The 16,391-nt window shown below is 63.7% G+C and carries 14 protein-coding genes and 1 pseudogene; 6 read left to right on the forward strand and 9 right to left on the reverse strand.

What is annotated here, in order from left to right; all coding sequences use genetic code 11:
• Positions 1–88 precede the first annotated feature (88 nt).
• The gene (locus tag BUS42_RS32500; protein WP_074314061.1) at positions 89–1,354 is read right to left on the reverse strand and encodes a sensor histidine kinase; all 1,266 of its coding nucleotides are present in this window, start codon (positions 1,352–1,354) and stop codon (positions 89–91) included.
• 527 nt (positions 1,355–1,881) lie between these two features.
• On the opposite strand from BUS42_RS32500, the gene cysK reads away from it, so the two are divergent.
• The 5 genes from cysK to ligA all read left to right on the forward strand — a co-directional run bounded on the left by cysK (position 1,882) and on the right by ligA (position 6,309).
• The gene (gene cysK / locus BUS42_RS32505) at positions 1,882–2,847 is read left to right on the forward strand and encodes a cysteine synthase A (RefSeq protein ID WP_074314063.1); all 966 of its coding nucleotides are present in this window, start codon (positions 1,882–1,884) and stop codon (positions 2,845–2,847) included.
• A gap of 53 nt (positions 2,848–2,900) precedes the next feature.
• Entirely contained in the window at positions 2,901–3,320 is a 420-nt protein-coding gene (locus BUS42_RS32510; RefSeq protein ID WP_074314065.1) for a M67 family metallopeptidase, read from the forward strand.
• Between the two features lie 136 nt (positions 3,321–3,456).
• Entirely contained in the window at positions 3,457–3,912 is a 456-nt protein-coding gene (gene ndk, locus BUS42_RS32515; protein WP_074315577.1) for a nucleoside-diphosphate kinase, read from the forward strand.
• A 48-nt stretch (positions 3,913–3,960) separates the two neighbouring features.
• Complete coding sequence (locus BUS42_RS32520) at positions 3,961–4,263, forward strand: hypothetical protein (protein WP_074314067.1); 303 nt, start codon at positions 3,961–3,963, stop codon at positions 4,261–4,263.
• 27 nt (positions 4,264–4,290) lie between these two features.
• On the forward strand, positions 4,291–6,309 hold the full coding sequence (ligA, locus tag BUS42_RS32525) for an NAD-dependent DNA ligase LigA (protein WP_074314069.1): 2,019 nt from the start codon (positions 4,291–4,293) through the stop codon (positions 6,307–6,309).
• Positions 6,310–6,313: 4 nt separating this feature from the next.
• Here the strand turns inward: ligA and ggt are convergent.
• From ggt to BUS42_RS32565, 8 genes and pseudogenes are all read right to left on the reverse strand, one after another.
• Positions 6,314–8,034: pseudogene (gene ggt / locus BUS42_RS32530) on the reverse strand (gamma-glutamyltransferase).
• A 170-nt stretch (positions 8,035–8,204) separates the two neighbouring features.
• Positions 8,205–9,170: a ribokinase gene (gene rbsK / locus BUS42_RS32535; RefSeq protein ID WP_074314071.1), complete on the reverse strand. Its 966-nt coding sequence runs from the start codon at positions 9,168–9,170 to the stop codon at positions 8,205–8,207.
• Between the two features lie 17 nt (positions 9,171–9,187).
• On the reverse strand, positions 9,188–9,535 hold the full coding sequence (locus tag BUS42_RS32540) for a cupin domain-containing protein (protein ID WP_074314073.1): 348 nt from the start codon (positions 9,533–9,535) through the stop codon (positions 9,188–9,190).
• Positions 9,532–11,061, reverse strand: coding sequence for a c-type cytochrome domain-containing protein (locus tag BUS42_RS32545; protein ID WP_074314075.1), 1,530 nt, complete (start codon positions 11,059–11,061; stop codon positions 9,532–9,534). The genes BUS42_RS32540 and BUS42_RS32545 overlap by 4 nt, the downstream gene beginning before the upstream one ends.
• A 252-nt stretch (positions 11,062–11,313) precedes the next feature.
• Positions 11,314–12,531 (reverse strand): hypothetical protein, encoded by a 1,218-nt coding sequence (locus BUS42_RS32550; RefSeq protein WP_254053936.1) that lies wholly within the window; start codon positions 12,529–12,531, stop codon positions 11,314–11,316.
• Positions 12,532–12,682: 151 nt separating this feature from the next.
• Positions 12,683–13,627: a 5-oxoprolinase subunit C family protein gene (locus BUS42_RS32555; RefSeq protein WP_074314077.1), complete on the reverse strand. Its 945-nt coding sequence runs from the start codon at positions 13,625–13,627 to the stop codon at positions 12,683–12,685.
• A gap of 1 nt (position 13,628) precedes the next feature.
• Positions 13,629–14,342, reverse strand: coding sequence for a 5-oxoprolinase subunit PxpA (locus tag BUS42_RS32560; RefSeq protein ID WP_074314079.1), 714 nt, complete (start codon positions 14,340–14,342; stop codon positions 13,629–13,631).
• On the reverse strand, positions 14,339–14,989 hold the full coding sequence (locus BUS42_RS32565; protein ID WP_074315581.1) for a 5-oxoprolinase subunit B family protein: 651 nt from the start codon (positions 14,987–14,989) through the stop codon (positions 14,339–14,341). The genes BUS42_RS32560 and BUS42_RS32565 overlap by 4 nt, the downstream gene beginning before the upstream one ends.
• A 187-nt stretch (positions 14,990–15,176) precedes the next feature.
• Here BUS42_RS32565 and BUS42_RS32570 point away from each other — a divergent pair, with 187 nt between their 5' ends.
• Complete coding sequence (locus tag BUS42_RS32570) at positions 15,177–16,367, forward strand: hypothetical protein (RefSeq protein WP_254053937.1); 1,191 nt, start codon at positions 15,177–15,179, stop codon at positions 16,365–16,367.
• Positions 16,368–16,391: the final 24 nt, after the last annotated feature.

Below are 16,391 nucleotides of genomic sequence, written 5' to 3' on the forward strand. Positions count from 1 at the left end.
CTGGAGCCAAGTCCACGTGGCGTTCGCTCCGTTGCCAACGGGGGCGCGGGCGTAACCATGGCTGAATCACGGGGAAGTCGAGGTGACGCTACGCAAGGTTCGCGCAGCGGATCGGGAAGATCAAGGTGAAGGTTGTGCCCTGATTTGATGCCGTTTCCAGTTCGATACGTCCTTGGTGTTCTTTCATGATATTATCGCTGATCCAGAGCCCGAGGCCGGTTCCGAGTCCCTGTGGCTTCGTGGTGAAGAAGGGATCGAAGATCTTGGCTTGGATCGACGGGGGGATCCCGGGGCCATCGTCCGAGAGGGCAAGATAGACCTCGTTTTTTTCGAGATCCGACCAACTCCGAACCGTGATCGTTGCGCCGGGGTCGACGGCCTGGATGGCATTCATGAGAATGTTAAGCAAGACCTGATTGATCTTGCCCGCAAAGCACGAAATCATGGGGAGTTCGCCGAGTTCGACCACGAGGTTGATTTCCTTGAGGCGGACCTGGTAGCGAACGATCTCGAGCGTCAATCGAACGGCATCGTTCGGGTTGATCAGCTTGCGATCGGTCTCGTCGAGCCGGGAGAAGTCGCGCAGGCCGACCACAATCTCGCGAACGCGCTGAAGCCCGAGTTTGGTGCTCAAAAAGAGCCGGTCGAGACTCTCCAGGGTATAGTCGAGGTCAAGCCGCTCTTCCGCTTGACGGATCGCTTCGGGAAGCGAGGCCCCGAAGGCGCTCCGGTATTCCGTCATGAGCGCGGCTATGCAATGGACGTCGCGGTCGAGTACGGCGATGTTGTTGGAGACATAGGCCAATGGGTTGTTGATCTCGTGAGCCACTCCGGCGACGAGTTGGCCCAGACTGGCCATCTTCTCGCTCTGGACAAGGTGAGTCTGAGCGTCCCGAAGCTGGCAACGGGCCGACTCAAGCTCCTCCGACCGCCGACGGAGCTCTTGGTCGGCGGCTCGTCGAACGTGCTCGAGGCGCCGTCGTTCGAGTGCGCCTCGGACGGTGGCAGCCACGCGAGCGGTGTGCAACTCCTCCTTGGTCAGGTAGTCATTCATGCCGCACTGGAGCCAATTGACGGCGAGGCACTCGCGGCTGGCACTGGTCACGACGACGATGGCCAGGTCGAGACATAGCTCAGTACGAATACGAGTGAGCACGTGCTCACTGCTCGTGTCCGATCGCTGGATATTCAGGATCACCAGGTCAAACGATTCGCGTTCCAGTTTTGCGAATCCAGCCTCGCCCGACTGGGCGTATTCAACCTCGAACCCTTGAAGCGCATGCGGGTCAATCGATGGATCTGGTTGATGATCCTCAATGATCAGAATTCGAGGGTAGGGCGTATCGGATTCCATGGTCGGCCGCCTCATGCCATCGAAAACGAGGCCGAGTCGCGGAGAAGGCCGGAGGCTTGGAGAGACCAATCCGCCTGGCATCCTCGACCAAGTCAAGGATCAGGGATCGAATCAGGTGTCCTACGGTTCCCCCTTCTCAAGCTTATCGTGCCCGGTGGATGACCGCAAACGTCCCGCTGCGTCATGAGCCATTTGGTACGCCCCCGTTAGCCCCAGAGATCTCGCTCGACTGAATGGCGCGCGGGGAGCGTAAGCTTGCTGTTTGTACGAGGTTCCTCACCCGCTTACGCCAAGCCGTCTTCGTGGAGTCGCAACCGATCGGAACGGCCTGCGCAACCCTCTTTTAAGATCGTCTTGTTCCTCAACACCTTGTGTAATACGATGCCGAAACCGCCGTCCGTTGCGCGTTGGCTCGAATCGGAAATCGAGAACCGGGGACGGTTTAACATTGGCAAGGGCTTGGCTTGGGGTCGGTGGCACAACGGTTGGCGACGACCCCGCGAGTTCCTTGCTCGGGAGAAGATGACATGGCGAGCGCCGAGCGAACTCGAGGCCGGATCTACGATGATATTACCCAGACGATCGGCAATACCCCGCTGATCCGCCTCAGACGCGTTACGGAAGGCTGTCATGCTCAAGTTGTCGGAAAGCTTGAAAACTTCAATCCGCTTTGGTCGGTGAAAGATCGCATCGGCGCTGCGATGCTCGACGCCGCGGAGGCCGAGGGCAAGCTTACGAAGGACACCCTGATCGTCGAGGCCACCAGCGGCAATACCGGAATCGCGCTCGCCTTCGCCTGCGCCGCGCGGGGCTATCGGCTCATGGTGACGATGCCCGAGAGCATGAGCCTGGAGCGGCGTCGATTGCTCAAGGCGTTCGGGGCCGAAATCGTCTTGACCCCCGCCGCCGAGGGGATGCCGGGCGCGGTCCGGAAGGCGGAAGAGATTGTCAAGAACACCCCGCAATCGTACATGCCGCAACAGTTCAAGAATCCGGCGAACCCCGAAATTCACCGCAAGACCACGGCGGAGGAGATCTGGCGCGACACCGACGGAGCCGTCGACTTCTTCGTCAGCGCCGTCGGCACGGGCGGCACGATCACCGGCGTCGGCGAGGTCTTGAAGCAGCGGAAGCCTAGCGTCAAGATCATCGCCGTCGAGCCGGTGAACTCGCCGATCCTGACCCAGCACCGGAACCATCAACCGCTCAAGCCGGGACCTCACAAGATCCAGGGAATTGGCGCCGGCTTCATTCCCGACATCCTCAACACCGAGGTCATCGACGAGGTCGCCTTGGTCCGCGACGAAGAGGCGTTTGAGTTCGCCCGCCGCCTGGCGAGCGAGGAGGGGATGCTCTGCGGGATCTCCTGCGGTGCGGCGGTCGCCGGAGCGATCCAGGTCGCCAAACGCCCCGAGAATGCGGGAAAGTTGATCGTTGTCCTGCTGCCCGACCTCGGCGAACGCTACCTGTCGACCCCCCTCTTCCCCGAATGAGTTGAGCTGAGCTGTCTGAGCGGACCTGTACCCACGTTTTCCCACGAGATACCATGAGCGACTCGCCCCGCATCCTCACGCTTCCGCGCGCGATCCACGACGCGATGGTCGAACATTGCGTTCGCGAGGCCCCGTTGGAGTGCTGCGGAATTCTGGGCGGGTTCCCCCCCCTGGTCTCTTCATTCCATCCCCTCCGCAACGCCTCGGCCAGCGAGACCCGGTACGACGCCGATCCGCGCGACCTCATCGCAGCGGTCAACTCACTCCGCGCTCGAGGGGCGGAGATCCTCGCGATCTATCACTCACATCCCCGCTGGGCCGCGATCCCGAGCCAGACCGACCTCCGTGAGAACTACTACGGAGAAGTGCCCCGAATCATCGTCTCGCTGCTCAATTCCGAGCCCGAGGTCCGGATCTGGCGGCTCGATCCCCAGTCGTTCGAAGAGCTTCCCTGGCGGCTCACCGAGGAATGAGACCGACGCGTTCGCGGTCGCGTTGCCGTTGAACCGGTTGACCTGAGCCGCTACACTACCCCTCTTGTTTCCTGAGGCCAAGACCGGCCAAGGGCTTCGGTCATCCTTGACCCGACTTCGCGGGGTTCGACTCTCCATGCAGCGCACCTTGATCATCTTCAAGCCCGACACGGTCCAGAGACGGCTCGTCGGTCAGATTCTCCAGCGGTTCGAGAGCAAAGGTCTGCGGATCGCCGCCCTGAAACTCTTGCAGGTCGATCGCTCGCTGGGCGAAAAGCACTATGCCGAGCATCAAGGCAAGCCGTTCTTCGACGGCCTGATCGACTTCATCACCGGCGGCCCGGTCGTCGTCGGCGTGCTTGAGGGGAACGAGGCGATCACGGTCGTTCGGAGCATGCTGGGTGCGACCAACGGCGCCGCCGCGGCACCTGGCACCGTCCGGGGCGACTTCTCGATCAGCAAGCAGAATAACCTGATTCACGGCAGCGATAGCCCGGAATCGGCGCAGCGCGAAATCGCCCTCTGGTTCCGTCCCGAGGAAGTGGTCGACTACTCGATCGACGGCAGCCAGTGGGTCTTCGGAGGAGCCTGACCTTCCTCCCTCCGGTCGGTTGGTTGGTTGGATGGAGCGTACAACAAGATGGCGGACCGCCCCCGGAAGCCGTTGTTCCCGAACCCGTTCTACGTCGTTCTGCTGGTCATGAGCACGCTCTTTGTGTTGACCGCGCTGGCGTACGTCGTGAGCCCTTATGTCGGGGCCAATCCGAACGGCGTTCGGCAGGCCGCCAAGCCCGGGACGGTGTCCCTGGCGCTGGCGGCCTGGCTCGATCGAAATGGGCCGCTGGCGCTGGGAGTCGAGTTTGTGCTGATGCTCGTCTTCGCCCTGCTCGCGATGGCGACCGATCAATGGTTCCCCTCGAAGGCTCAGCGAAGCGGTCGTTGAATCTTGTCAGGGCAAGGAGAACGACTGATGGCGTCTCGGGAGATCGAACGCGAGGTGGCGAAACTCCGCGAGGAGATCGAGGGCCACAACCGTCGCTATTACCAAGACGCCGCGCCAACCATCAGCGATCGAGAATTCGACCGCCTGATGAAGCGGCTCGAGCAGCTCGAGGCCGAAGCGCCCGAGCTGCTCACTCCCGACAGCCCCACCCAACGGGTAGGCGGCGCCCCCCTCACGTCGTTCGAGACGGTGACTCACTCCGTCCCGATGCTCTCGATCGAGAATACGTATCATTACGACGAGATCCGTGATTGGGATATGCGGATCCGCAAGGCCTTGAATCCGGGCGAGACTGTTCGTTTCGCCGTCGAGCTCAAAGTCGATGGCGTCGCCGTCTCCCTGCGCTATGAGCACGGACGCTTCGTTCTGGGCGCGACCCGGGGCGACGGCGAACGGGGCGACAACGTGACGGCCAATTTACGGACCGTCCGCAACATTCCACTGGTCTTGCGCGACGCCCCCCCTCCCCTGCTCGAGGTTCGCGGTGAGGTCTTCATGACCAACTCCGAACTCGTCCGGCTCAACGAGCTCCGGCTCGCCCGCGAGGAGGCTCCGTTCGCGAACCCGCGGAACTCCACCGCTGGCTCGCTGAAACTGCTCGACCCCAAGCTCTGCGGTCAGCGCCGGCTGAAGTTCATCTCGCACGGCCTCGGCGCATTCGAAGGCATCGAAGTCTCCTCGTATGGTGAGATGCAGAACCTGCTGGGCTCGTGGGGCATCCCTGTGAGCACGCACAATGCAGCCTACGAGACGATCGACGAGGTCATTGCTCACGCCGAGCGGTGGTCGAGCCAGCGAAACACGCTCGACTTCCAGACCGACGGCCTGGTCATCAAGGTCGACGATCTGGGGCAACGAGCGCGGTTGGGAACGCGAAGCAAGAGCCCCCGGTGGGTCATTGCCTTCAAGTACGAGGCCGAGCAGGCCGTGACCAAGATCGTCGCGATCACCGTCCAGGTGGGCAAGACCGGGAAGCTGACCCCGGTGGCCGACTTGACGCCGGTCCCGCTCGCCGGCACGACCGTGAAGCGGGCGAGCCTCCACAACGCCGACGAGATCCTCCGCAAGGATGTCCGGGTCGGCGACACCGTCGTGATCCAGAAGGCGGGCGAGATCATTCCCCAAGTGGTTCGCGTCGAGGCCGAAGCACGCGACGGCAGTGAAACTCCGTTCGTTTTCCCTAGCCGCTGCCCAAGCTGCGACGGACCCGTCGAGCGATCCGCCGGCGAGGTGGACTTCCACTGCGCCAATCCGCCCTCGCGGTGCCCCGACCAGCTCAAGGAGTGGATTCGCTGGTTCGCTCATCGCGATGCGATGGACATTGAAGGACTGGGCAGCAAGCTCATCGAGCAGGTTGTGGACCGGGGCCTCGTTCACGACCTGACTGACCTCTACCGACTGGATGAAGCCACGCTGGCCGGCCTCGAGCGGATGGGCAAAAAGTCGGCTCAGAACCTGCTGGCCGCCTTGGAGGAGAGTAAGCGGCGTCCCCTCAATCGGTTTCTCACCGGCCTGACGATTCGGCATGTCGGAACCCGGAGCGCGGAGATCCTGGCGCAGCGGTTTTCGACGCTCGAAGCCGTTCGGACCGCCCCCCTCGCCGATCTCGAATCCGTGCCTGAGATCGGGCCCGTGGTCGCGGCGAGTGTTTTCGAGTTCTTCCAGGATCCGGAAAACCAGCGCCTGCTCGACGCCCTCCCATCGGTCGGCCTTTTGCCGGAACCAGTCGTGTATGCTCCGGCGAGCCGCGCTGGGCTTCCCCTGGCGGGGAAAACATTCGTGATCACGGGCACCTTGCCGAACCGGACCAGGCCCGAGGCCGAGTCGCTCATCAAGGCTCAGGGCGGCAAGGTCACGGGCTCGGTGTCGAAGTCAACCAGCTATGTCCTCGCCGGGAGTGAGCCCGGGAGCAAGATCGAGAAAGCCCGCCTCCTGAATATCCCCGTGATTGACGAGGCTGAGCTGGAGCGGCTCGCGGGCTCATGAACGATCAATAGCCGCTTGCGCATCCATCCTTGCGGGGATCGGAGCCGCCGATCAGCACGCCGCGGGCGACATCGATCCGAATCGCCTGGTAGCCGCCAAATCCACCGGGAGAGTCGACGATTCGGTGGCCTTTCGCCTCGAGGGCACGGCGGACTTCCGGGCCGATCTCGGACTCGAGTGCGACCGACCCACCCGCGTTGGCCGGAGTGCCGGTCGGCTCGGAGGAGCCGAAGTGGCGGAACCTCGCGGCGTCGCCGGCGTCTTGAACGTCCATTCCATGGTCGATCATATTGCTAAGCACTTGCGCGTGCCCTTGGGCCTGCATGTCGCCCCCCATGACGCCGAAGCTGAGCCAGGGCTGACCTTGCTTGGTGACGAATCCTGGGATGATCGTGTGGAAGGGTCGCTTATGAGGGGCGAGCCGGTTGGCGTGATTGGGGTCGAGGGCGAAGAGGCAGCCTCGGTTCTGAATCGGAAAACCCAAGGTTCCAGGCACATGCTTTGATCCGAAGCCGACGAAATTGCTCTGGATCAGGCTGACGGCGTTGAAGTCCTTGTCGACGACCGTCAAATAGATCGTGTCGGCCGCGGCCGGCTCGCCGGGAATCGGCCGGTCATTGGCGCGGTCGCGGTGGATGAGCGGGGCCCGGGTCGCGGCATATTCCTTGGAGATGAGCGCGGCGACTGGCACCTTCGCGAATTCGGGGTCGGTGTAGTACTTGGCCCGATCTTCGTACGCGAGTTTTTTGGCTTCAATCATGAGGTGGAGCGATTCGGCCGAATTCGCACCCATGGATTTGAGGTCGTACGGTTCGAGCAGGTTGAGCATCTGGAGCGCGGCGATCCCTTGGCCGTTGGGAGGGAGCTCCCAGACCTCGAAACCGCGATAGGATGTCGAGACCGGTTGGACCCAGGTGCTCGTGTGGTCTTCGAAATCCCGGCGGGAGAATAGGCCGTCGACCTCTTTCGAGTAGGCCAGGATCGCGTCACTGAGCGACCCCCGGTAGAACGCGTCTCGACCGTCGCGTGTGATCGTGCGGAGTGACGTCGCCAGATTCGGGTTGCGGAACAGGTCACCAACCTCGGGGGCCTGCCACCCGGTAGAAAAGTGGCCGCGGTGGTGGGGATCTTGGCCAGGGAAGCCGCGGCGGACTGCCAGTCGTTCGCGATGATCTCGCTGACGGGGAAACCGTCCTCGGCGTATTGAATCGCGGGGGCGAGAAGCTCGGTCCAGTCCTTGGAGCCGAACCGTTGCCGGAGCTGGTCCCAACCGTCGACGCACCCGGGAACCGACCAGCTCAATGGTCCTTGAGCGGGGATCTCGCTCAAGCCTTTGGATTGGTAGAAGTCCAGCGACGCGGCATAGGGAGCGCGGCCGCTGGCGTTGAGCCCGTGAAGCGTCTTGGTTTTTGCATCCCAGACGATCGCGAACAGGTCGCCCCCGAGACCGCACGACATCGGCTCGACCACGCCAAGCACCGCATTGGCGGCGATGGCCGCGTCGATGGCGTTGCCCCCCTCTTGAAGCATCCGGATCGCAGCGGCGGTGGCCAGCGGTTGGCTGGTCGCCGCCATCCCATGGCGAGCAAACACGGCCGAACGCGTCTTCTGCGCAGGGCCGCTCGGCCGGTCGTGAGCCTTGACGAGGCTCGCTTCGGACGAGAGCAAGAGAATCGTCGACGCCAAGACTCTGATCCGACCGAGGCGATCCGCTTGCCGTGGCATGAGTGACTCCGGTTCGGCGTAGGAGGATGGCTCAGATGATGGGGAGACGCTGATTCTTTTGGGTTCCAGGCGAGCGTCCACTTCGGTCGAAGTCATGCCGCCAGGGAGTGAGTTCAGCCTGGCTGAAATCCGAACGGCTGGGCTCGGTCGGAAGCAGCAAAGGCCGATCCTTATCCAGAGTGGCCTGGATGGGAATACGTGGCGGCCAACCGATCGATGGCCGTGCGATCGGCGAGGGCGGTTTGCGCCCCCGCTTGAGTGACGGCGAGAGCGGCGGCTGCGGCGGCCCAGACGGCCGACTCGTCGAGGGGCCGTCCCTCGGCGATCGCGGTCGCGAGCGCTCCGTTGAAGGCATCGCCGGCCCCGACCGTGTCGACGACTTCGACGGGAAAGGCGGGGATTGCCTGACAGGTCGCTCCCGAGGCGTTGCGGGAGACGACGAGGCAACCGGCTTTCCCGTTCGTCACGACCACCGCGCCGACTCCCCGCGCAAGCAATTCTTCTGCGGCCAAGCGGAGACTGTCAGGATCATCGTCCCGGCTCGGTCTACCCGTCAGGGCTTGAACCTCGACGTGGTTGGGAGTAAGGATATCGACGAACCGGAGAATCTCGGAGTCGAGCAACCGGAGGTCGGCGGGAGCGGGGTTGAGGATCACACGCAGGCCCGCGCGATGGGCGCGGCGCACGGCGTGGGCGACCGTCTCGAGCCGAACCTCGAGTCCCGCGAGCAACACTCCGCCTTGATCGAAGACCGAGTCAGGCAAGCGATCGATGGCCGCGGGGTCCAGGTGCGCGTTGGCCCCGGACGCCACGCCGATCATGTTCTCTCCCGCATCGTTGACGAAGATTAAGGCCACGCCGGAAGCAACGTGAGGGACGATCATCACTTTGGAAACGTCGATGTCTTCACGTCGGTAACGGTCGATTGCGTCGTGACCGAGCCGATCGTCGCCCACCGCGGAGAGGAAGACGACCACGGACCCGGCACGCCGCGCAGCGACGGCTTGATTCGCCCCCTTGCCCCCCGGTCCGCTGAGGAACGAGCCCCCCAGCAGAGTCTCGCCGGCCGCGGGGAGCCGAGGCAGATGCACGGTCATGTCGGTGTTACTGGACCCGAGGACGACGACGCGAGCCATGGGTTCGTGCGCCCTCGTCAGAGATAATCCTCGCGGATCGGATGAAACACGTCGAGTGCCACCGCCGGTCCGTCCAGCGCCCGCACCCGATGGACGATCCCACCGGGGATCCGCCAAAGATCACCCGGGCCAAGCACCCTGGTCACGTCGCCGATCGTGAATTCGAGGCGGCCGGAAACCATCATCCCCATCTGCTCGTGGGGGTGGGAATGGTCCAGTACGACCGAACCCGGCTCGAACGTGACGACCGACAACATCATCCGCTCACCGGGCGTCGTGCGGATTTCGACGCCCGGAAAGATCTGATGCCGCGACCCCGCGCCGGCCGGGATAAAATAGGGATCCTCAATCCAGGGATCACTCATCGCGATCGTCCATATTGAGTGGCCACAAACTCCCCCGTCCCCGCGAGGAATTGTGCGCGGTCGGTGCCCAGAACCTCTTTGAGGACATCATCGAGCTTGGCGGGGTTTGCAAGCAGGCCCTTCACGAACTGCGGGAGTGCGGCCCGAGTCTGAGGTGCCGTCGCCAAGGCTTCGATGATCGCGAACCCGATGGCGCGGACGCTCTCCGGCTTGCCTTCGCCCCCGAGCGCATCGTTCGCCCGGTCGGTCCAGCCCAGGTCGAATTGCTCGTAGGCCGCGTGGCGAAGTCGCTGTGTGTTCGGGCTCCGCGGATCGACCCGTGACCCGAAGAACGAGCCAACACCGAGACTCAGCCAGACCGGCGCTTTCTCCGCTTCACGCTTGACGACGCCCGTCGCGAGGGAGTCGGTAATCAGCCCGCCCAGGGTCCGATTCACTTCCGGTGACTCGTCGCGGCTCTTCTTCTTTGAGCGGCTGGGGCGCCGAGTCGGAGCCGCCGGTTCGTCACGCCCGCCGGAGGGATCGAGGACCGCGACATAAGGCTCGGCCTCGTTCAAGCTCGCCGTTCCCTCCTCGAGCTTGTCGACTTCACGATTCTCGTTGCTGCGGACGAATTCGACGAAGTGACTCCGCTCGTTGAACACGTAGAGGCCGATTTTCTCGACGGGCTCATTCGATCCCGAATCCGAAATCAATCCGACGATCTTCGGGTACTGCGCGTCGGCGAGTTTCAACGTGGACTGGATTCGATCCTTGGGCAGAACGCCGAACAACATGAAATTCTTGCCAGGCGTGACCTGCGGCGTGTCCTTGGCATTCCCCTTCTTCCAGCGTTCCAGGCCCTTGGTCTCGACCAGCTTGTCGCGTTCCGCCACCGAGAGCTTGGCGAGCTCGGCGGTGCGAAGTTGCTCGGGGGTCGCGGCATAGGAGGTCAGTGGGGCCTTTGGATCCGTGCCATCGAACAAGGCGCCTGCCTTCAGCCATGCTCCGACCTTCTCGATCGCGGCCTCGGAGAGTTGGCGGTTGGCACCTCGGGGCATCCGCGGTGTTTCTTCGCCGGTCAACCGGAGGTAGAGATGACTCTCGTCGGGCATTCCGGCAACGAAGCCCGCCCCGCCGGCTCCCCCCTTCTTGATCTTTTCGAAGCTGGTCAGGTCAAGCTTTCCGTTCTTCGCCATCGCCTTCTCGTTGTGGCAACCGATGCAGTTGCCGACGAGGATCGGTGCGATGTCTCGCGAGAATTTCAGCCCGTCCGGCTCAGGGTTCGCAGCCTTTTCGGTGGCGGGAGGAGGTGCGTCGGCCTCGGCCGGCTCTGTCCCCTTCCCCTTTTCCATCTTCTTCTTGCCGCGTGTCTTCTGCGCGATCCGAATGATTTGAGGCGTAGTGGGCGGCTGCCGGCTCGACAGCGCTCCACCGCTCACGACGTCCGCTCCCAGCGAGGCGGGCCGTTGGGGCGTCTCTTCCGACAGAGCCACTGTCGCGAGTGTCAAACAAACGAAACCGAGGCTCGAGAGGATTCTCAACATAGTCCGATCCCCACCTCAACTTGAAACACCACGGTTGGATGCGTTCATTGTCCCACGCGTGTTCAGGTTTCGCAAGGCACTGAGTGGGCCTGGTTCCGATCAACCTGGAGAGCAGGAGACGATGGATCGGACGAGACTTCAGAGAGCCGATTGAAAGAGGCCGGGCATTGAAGCCGATTGTGCCCCGGCTGACCTCAGGCATCCGGCGGCCTTGGGTCGGGAACTCCGGTCTCTCTGCTCCAGTGTCAGAGCTCAGCGCTGAATGGTCAAGGGGATGGAGGCGGATGTCGAGTGTCCGGCGATCTCATCCTTTTGAACCACGCGAAGTTCATAGACGCCGGGCGGGATCGTGTCGGCCAAGATGATCCGGTAGTTCACGTAGTAGTCGCGGCGGCGACGTCGGCAGACATCTTCGGCCGAGCCGAGCGACTGTGCCCAGACGGGGTCACCACCGCTGGACGGGACCAACTCGACACGTGACGAGAGTCGGGAGTGGAACTGCTCTCCCGCCGCGGAATATTGCAGTCCCGACATCTCGCAGTAGACGATCAGCGGTTGGCCGGCTTTACACGCCGCGGTATCCAACGGATCGAAATTTCCGAATCCGTTGACTTTACGGCAGAGCCTCAAGTCACTGATTTCGAGGGGGGCTTCGCCCTCGAGCGCGACGACCGCCGCGCGAATCTCGGCGCCTCGAGGCGGCTCGTCCTCATCCGTGGCCGTGGTCGCGGACGAATGGGGAATGCCGAGCGCGGCCAGCGCCATTCGCCAAGGCCGAGCGGGCTCCGATTTCCCAATCCCCTTGAGGTCCTCTTCCGCGATGGCTTCCAAGAGATGGGCCCGCTGAGACCAGGTGCCCGGACCGGCCGCCTTGGCCTGCTCGCTGGCGATGGTTCGGAGCCGCGCCAGACCCTCGCTCCAGAGCTCGCGAGGGTCGATCGGTTTGACTGACTTTTCGGGGTTGATGGTCCCGGGCGCCGATTGGGAACCGGTCAAGGCGCGAAGTGCCATGAGTTTGGGATCAGGTGCCGGGCCTGCCGGCGGCTCGGGAGCCAACGGCGGAGCCGATTCTTGAGTCAGCCGCGGCGCCACGGCGGGTTCGTCCCGCGCGGACTCCGTCGACTCGGCTTCCCGATTCAAACTCGCATCGGTGACGCCCACATGCTCAGCCTCGGCGTCCACCTTGGCGAGGGCTTCGTCCAACCACGGGGTCGGAGCGTCCGCCGCGCTCAGCACGCCCAACGAGACGAGCTGAGGGGAGAGCGGAAGCGGTGGAAGTCTCTCGCCCCCTTCGGTCCGTTCCGGAGCCGCCGCGGTCGATTTCGTCGCGACCAGTGGGACCGGCGCCGGGAGGGAGTCCGGGCGTGGATTCGGGAGGTGGACCTGATTCGAATTGGCGCGAGGCACCGGGATCCGCGCACACCCGGGTGCGGTCAGCACCACGGTGATGGCGATCCAGGCTAGACCCACTACGGTCCGCCTCCTTTGGCTGCCTTCGGACATCGAACGACCCCTGCTTCGGCCGCGAGAGAGATGATGGATCCGTGGAACCGATTGTTCCTTGGAGGCCATGGAAAGGGACGTCGCGTCGGTGTACCTGATCTCCCAAATTCGGGCAAGCTCAATGCGCGGGTCGATCGCCGTCTGAGGCGTTGGCGAGTGTGGCAAGTCGTTGAACGAAATCCCTCATTTTTCGCTGGTTTTCGCGGTCGAGTGTACGCGCCGTGATGAGGTCGACGCGCTCGAAGCGGAGGCGATCGCCCTCGCGAAGTTGACCGAGCCGCGCGAGGTCCGCGGAGATGACCTGAGCCACGATCGGGTAGCCGCCCATGGTGCCACAATTGACCCCCAAGAGGAGCAACTGTCCGCCCGCAACCTGGATCGATCCGGGGGCCACCGGTGTGGAGAGTGGTTCGGGAGCGTCACGCATGATGAGCGGCGTTCCCGCTATGCGAAGGCCCATGCGATCGCACTGGCGACTGACCTGGAACTGCGCGCCCCGCCATGGATCGGGATCCTCGACGCGATTGGCATCCGGGCCGTCGATCACGCGGATCGGTTCCGCAACCGGGTGAAACCACGCAGGAAGGCGAGGATGGCGCGTTGGTGTGGAACCTGGGTTCGCCGCGAGGGTCGCCCCGGGGCTGAGTCGGAGTTCTTGCGAACGGCTTCCGAGTTGGATTTTTGATTGCCAACCTCCTTTCACGGCCAGGTAGGTGCGTGCGCCGAGGGTTGCTCCGCCGATTCGAAGGCGTTCTCCTGGTTTCAGCGAACAGGCGAGCGGGATGCGGAGAGGATGCTCCGCGCCCTGGCGATCGATGAGCGTCGTTTCCATCAGTGCGCCGGCCAGGGCGATCGCGAGGGGGATCTGGGCCTCGTAGTTCCCGCCGAACAGGGTCATCTCGAGCGCTGCGGAGTCAGGCGGGTTGCCGAGGAGGCCGTTGGCGATCGCGAACGCGTCGCGGTCAAACGCTCCGGCGCAGGGAACGCCCCACTCCCGGAACCCCGGCCGCCCCTGATCCTGGATCGTGGTGAAATGACCGGGGTTGAGGATCAGCAGTCCCATGTCAGACGAAGCCCTTCATGACGATCGAGTGCCGCTCGAGGAGGTTGCGGATCGTCCGTGCGTTCTCCAAGGCGCGTGGATCGTCGCCATGAATGCAGAGGCTTGCCACTCCGCTGTCGATCAGCCGGAGGACTTGGCACTCGACTTCGCGGGCCTCGACGAGGACCGCGTTCGGCTCCGATCGCGGCACAAGACGGCCGTCGTCGCGATACCGCCGGTCCGGGAACCCTTCGGTCACGTACGTTACGCCCAAGGCTCGAGCCCGAGTTTCCAGGATCGTCCCGGGTTGGCCGAGCAAGGGAAGCTGAAGGCGAGCCATCGCGGAGAGAACCCCTTCGGCGACCTCGGCCTGTCGTTGGGCCTGGTTGTAGAGGGCTCCGTGCGGTTTCACATAGCGAATCACGAGACCAACTTCGGCGGCTAGCAATGCCAAGGCGTCAATCTGGGTGAGCACCAGTTGCTCGACCGCAACCGCGGAGGTGGCCAGTTCGCGCCGGCCAAAATGGTCCCGATCCGCAAACCCAGGGTGAGCGCCGAGGACCACCTTGCGCTCGGCCACCTGGTGGAGCGTCTCGAGGATCACCGGTCGATTGCCGGCATGTGCGCCGCAGCAGAGGCTGGCGGAGCTCACCAGATCGAGGAGCTCCCGATCGTTGGGGAAGCCTTCACCGAGGTCAGCATTCAGGTCGACCGCGCGTGCCGTGGGATGATTCAAAGGAGTTCCCCCCGTCGCGTCTCAAAGGCCTGAGCGTTGATTGGCTCGAACCGGATCCGGTCTCCGGCTCGGATTGGGAAGTGAGCCCGATCGACGTCAACGATTCGGAGCGGCGTGCGGCCGATCAAGTGCCAGCCACCGGGCGAGGGATGGGGATAAACCCCCGTTTGCTTACCCACGATCGCGACGGAACCGGCGGGGACTTGCTGCCTCGGTTCTTCCCGGCGTGGCAAACCGCTCAGCGTCGTGGGCAAGTACCCTGCATAGGGAAATCCGGGAAGAAAGCCGATTGCATAGACGTGATAGTCGGTCCCGGAGTGAAGTGCGACGACGTCCGGTTCCGTCAGCCCGAGTCGGCGCGCGACTTCCGGCAGATCTTCGCCATCGTAGAGAACGGGGAGCCGGATCAGAGTGCCTGCGGAAGACGGACCGGGCGCTGGAGGGACGGCGCGGAGATCTGCCTCGAGTTGGTCAAAGTCCACCAGGTCAGGATCGGCGAAGACGGCCGCGGTCCGATAGGCGAGCACAACGTCGAGAATTCCGCGCCATGCCTTGCCACGAACCAGGGTCGTCCAGGCCGATGCCTCGTCCTCCGAAGCAAAGTGGGCCAGGAATGCCCGATCACCGAGTGGCCCCATCGAGATCATGCCGTCGAACACTCCGGTCTAATTCACTGCCTTCACGTCCCGGGCGCTGAGCCTACTTGCTTCCGGACTCAAGAATACCGCTCGATTCTCCTGTGCGACAAATCGATCCCCACATGATAGGGTGGATTGGGATCAGCAGTCGTCGCTCCTATCGCGCCTGGATTCGATCCAGGATTGGAGGGTGATCGTGGGACTCGGCCCCCTTCTCATTATTGTGATCCTGACGATCGGGGGCGATGCCCCTCTGCCCCCTGAGACGGCGGCTGATGAAATTACGCTCCGGGATGGCCAGGTTTTGCACGGTCAGGTGGTTGAACCGGCTCCGCGCGGGACGCTCGTGGTCCTTATCAGACGGGCCTGGGCCGAGGCGGAGCTTCCTGATTGGTACGCGCGCTGGAAGAGCGTCGAGGCCCCTTCGCTCCGTCGCGCCCGCGCACAACGGCTGGACCGGCTCTCGGCCTGGCGACGAAGCCGAGCCCCGTTCGCCAACGCCGATGACGCGATCCTGGCCTGGATCGACCGAGAAGTCGCACGTCTCAGCGTGCAGAAGCCGAGCTCCGAATCGACACTCATGTCCGTGAAGTTGAACCGAGGCGAGGTTCGATCGGTGGTGCGTCGTCCCAGGAGCTCGGCGAGATTGCTCCAACTCGGTTGGCGCTCGGGATTTCCCCGAGTGGAGACGATGCCGCTGGACCGCCTCGTGGAGTCGTTGGAAGGGCGAGGATTCGCCGCGGAGGGAGTTGCCCCCGTTTCGTTGGATCGCCTGCTGCCGGAACCGGTCGAGACCGAGACGCAATGGACAACCCGTCGCGCGGCGACCGAGGTCGCCACGGACCCGGGCTTGAAATTTGTCCGGACCGGATCGGTTCTCTTGCCGGAGCCCGAACCTGGGCAACCACTCGCGGTGGGCGGAGCCCTCTCCGCGCTTTCCGATCTGACGCGGCTGCTCGAGGATCGCGCGACCGATCCACTGGCCGAGGCGTTGGGCAAAATCGCGGCCCGAGGACGGATCGGCGCACTGGTGACCCAGTTGGAGATCAGTCCCGACCTGACCGCGGTTCGAGTTCAGTCGACGCTCTGGGTCCGAAGGGCCGAGCGCTGGCTCCCCGCCGGATCCCGAAACGCGCTGGTCCGGCCCGATGCGCTTGCGGCCAATGCGGGAGCACCACTCGCCGAAGACCCGCAAGTCAAGGGCCTCTTCAACCTGGTGGAATCGATCGGACTCGGGCAAGTTTCCGACGACGTCAAGAAGCGAAGCCTGAATATCGGGGCCGCGACCCAGAAGGCGCTCGGGCAAGTGCGCTCGATGATGCTCGAGGAGTTGAACGGCCTGGTTCTTCCCGTAAATGAAGCGCCTGGATCCGAGGTCGAGCCTTGATCGCGTGCGACCAACCGCTTTGTC

It is taken from the genome of Singulisphaera sp. GP187, assembly GCF_900129635.1.
In the GTDB taxonomy this organism is placed as follows: Bacteria; Planctomycetota; Planctomycetia; order Isosphaerales; family Isosphaeraceae; genus Singulisphaera.

Excerpts from the sequence above, each read along its gene's own strand:
- ndk (WP_074315577.1), top strand. The coding sequence starts at position 3,457 with ATGCAGCGCACCTTGATCATCTTCAAGCCCGACACGGTCCAGAGACGG.
- cysK (WP_074314063.1), top strand. The coding sequence starts at position 1,882 with ATGGCGAGCGCCGAGCGAACTCGAGGCCGGATCTACGATGATATTACC.
- ligA (WP_074314069.1), top strand. The coding sequence starts at position 4,291 with ATGGCGTCTCGGGAGATCGAACGCGAGGTGGCGAAACTCCGCGAGGAG.
- BUS42_RS32555 (WP_074314077.1), bottom strand. The coding sequence starts at position 13,627 with ATGGGACTGCTGATCCTCAACCCCGGTCATTTCACCACGATCCAGGAT.
- BUS42_RS32545 (WP_074314075.1), bottom strand. The coding sequence starts at position 11,061 with ATGTTGAGAATCCTCTCGAGCCTCGGTTTCGTTTGTTTGACACTCGCG.
- BUS42_RS32565 (WP_074315581.1), bottom strand. The coding sequence starts at position 14,989 with ATGATCTCGATGGGGCCACTCGGTGATCGGGCATTCCTGGCCCACTTT.
- BUS42_RS32540 (WP_074314073.1), bottom strand. The coding sequence starts at position 9,535 with ATGAGTGATCCCTGGATTGAGGATCCCTATTTTATCCCGGCCGGCGCG.
- BUS42_RS32500 (WP_074314061.1), bottom strand. The coding sequence starts at position 1,354 with ATGGAATCCGATACGCCCTACCCTCGAATTCTGATCATTGAGGATCAT.
- BUS42_RS32520 (WP_074314067.1), top strand. The coding sequence starts at position 3,961 with ATGGCGGACCGCCCCCGGAAGCCGTTGTTCCCGAACCCGTTCTACGTC.
- rbsK (WP_074314071.1), bottom strand. The coding sequence starts at position 9,170 with ATGGCTCGCGTCGTCGTCCTCGGGTCCAGTAACACCGACATGACCGTG.
- BUS42_RS32510 (WP_074314065.1), top strand. The coding sequence starts at position 2,901 with ATGAGCGACTCGCCCCGCATCCTCACGCTTCCGCGCGCGATCCACGAC.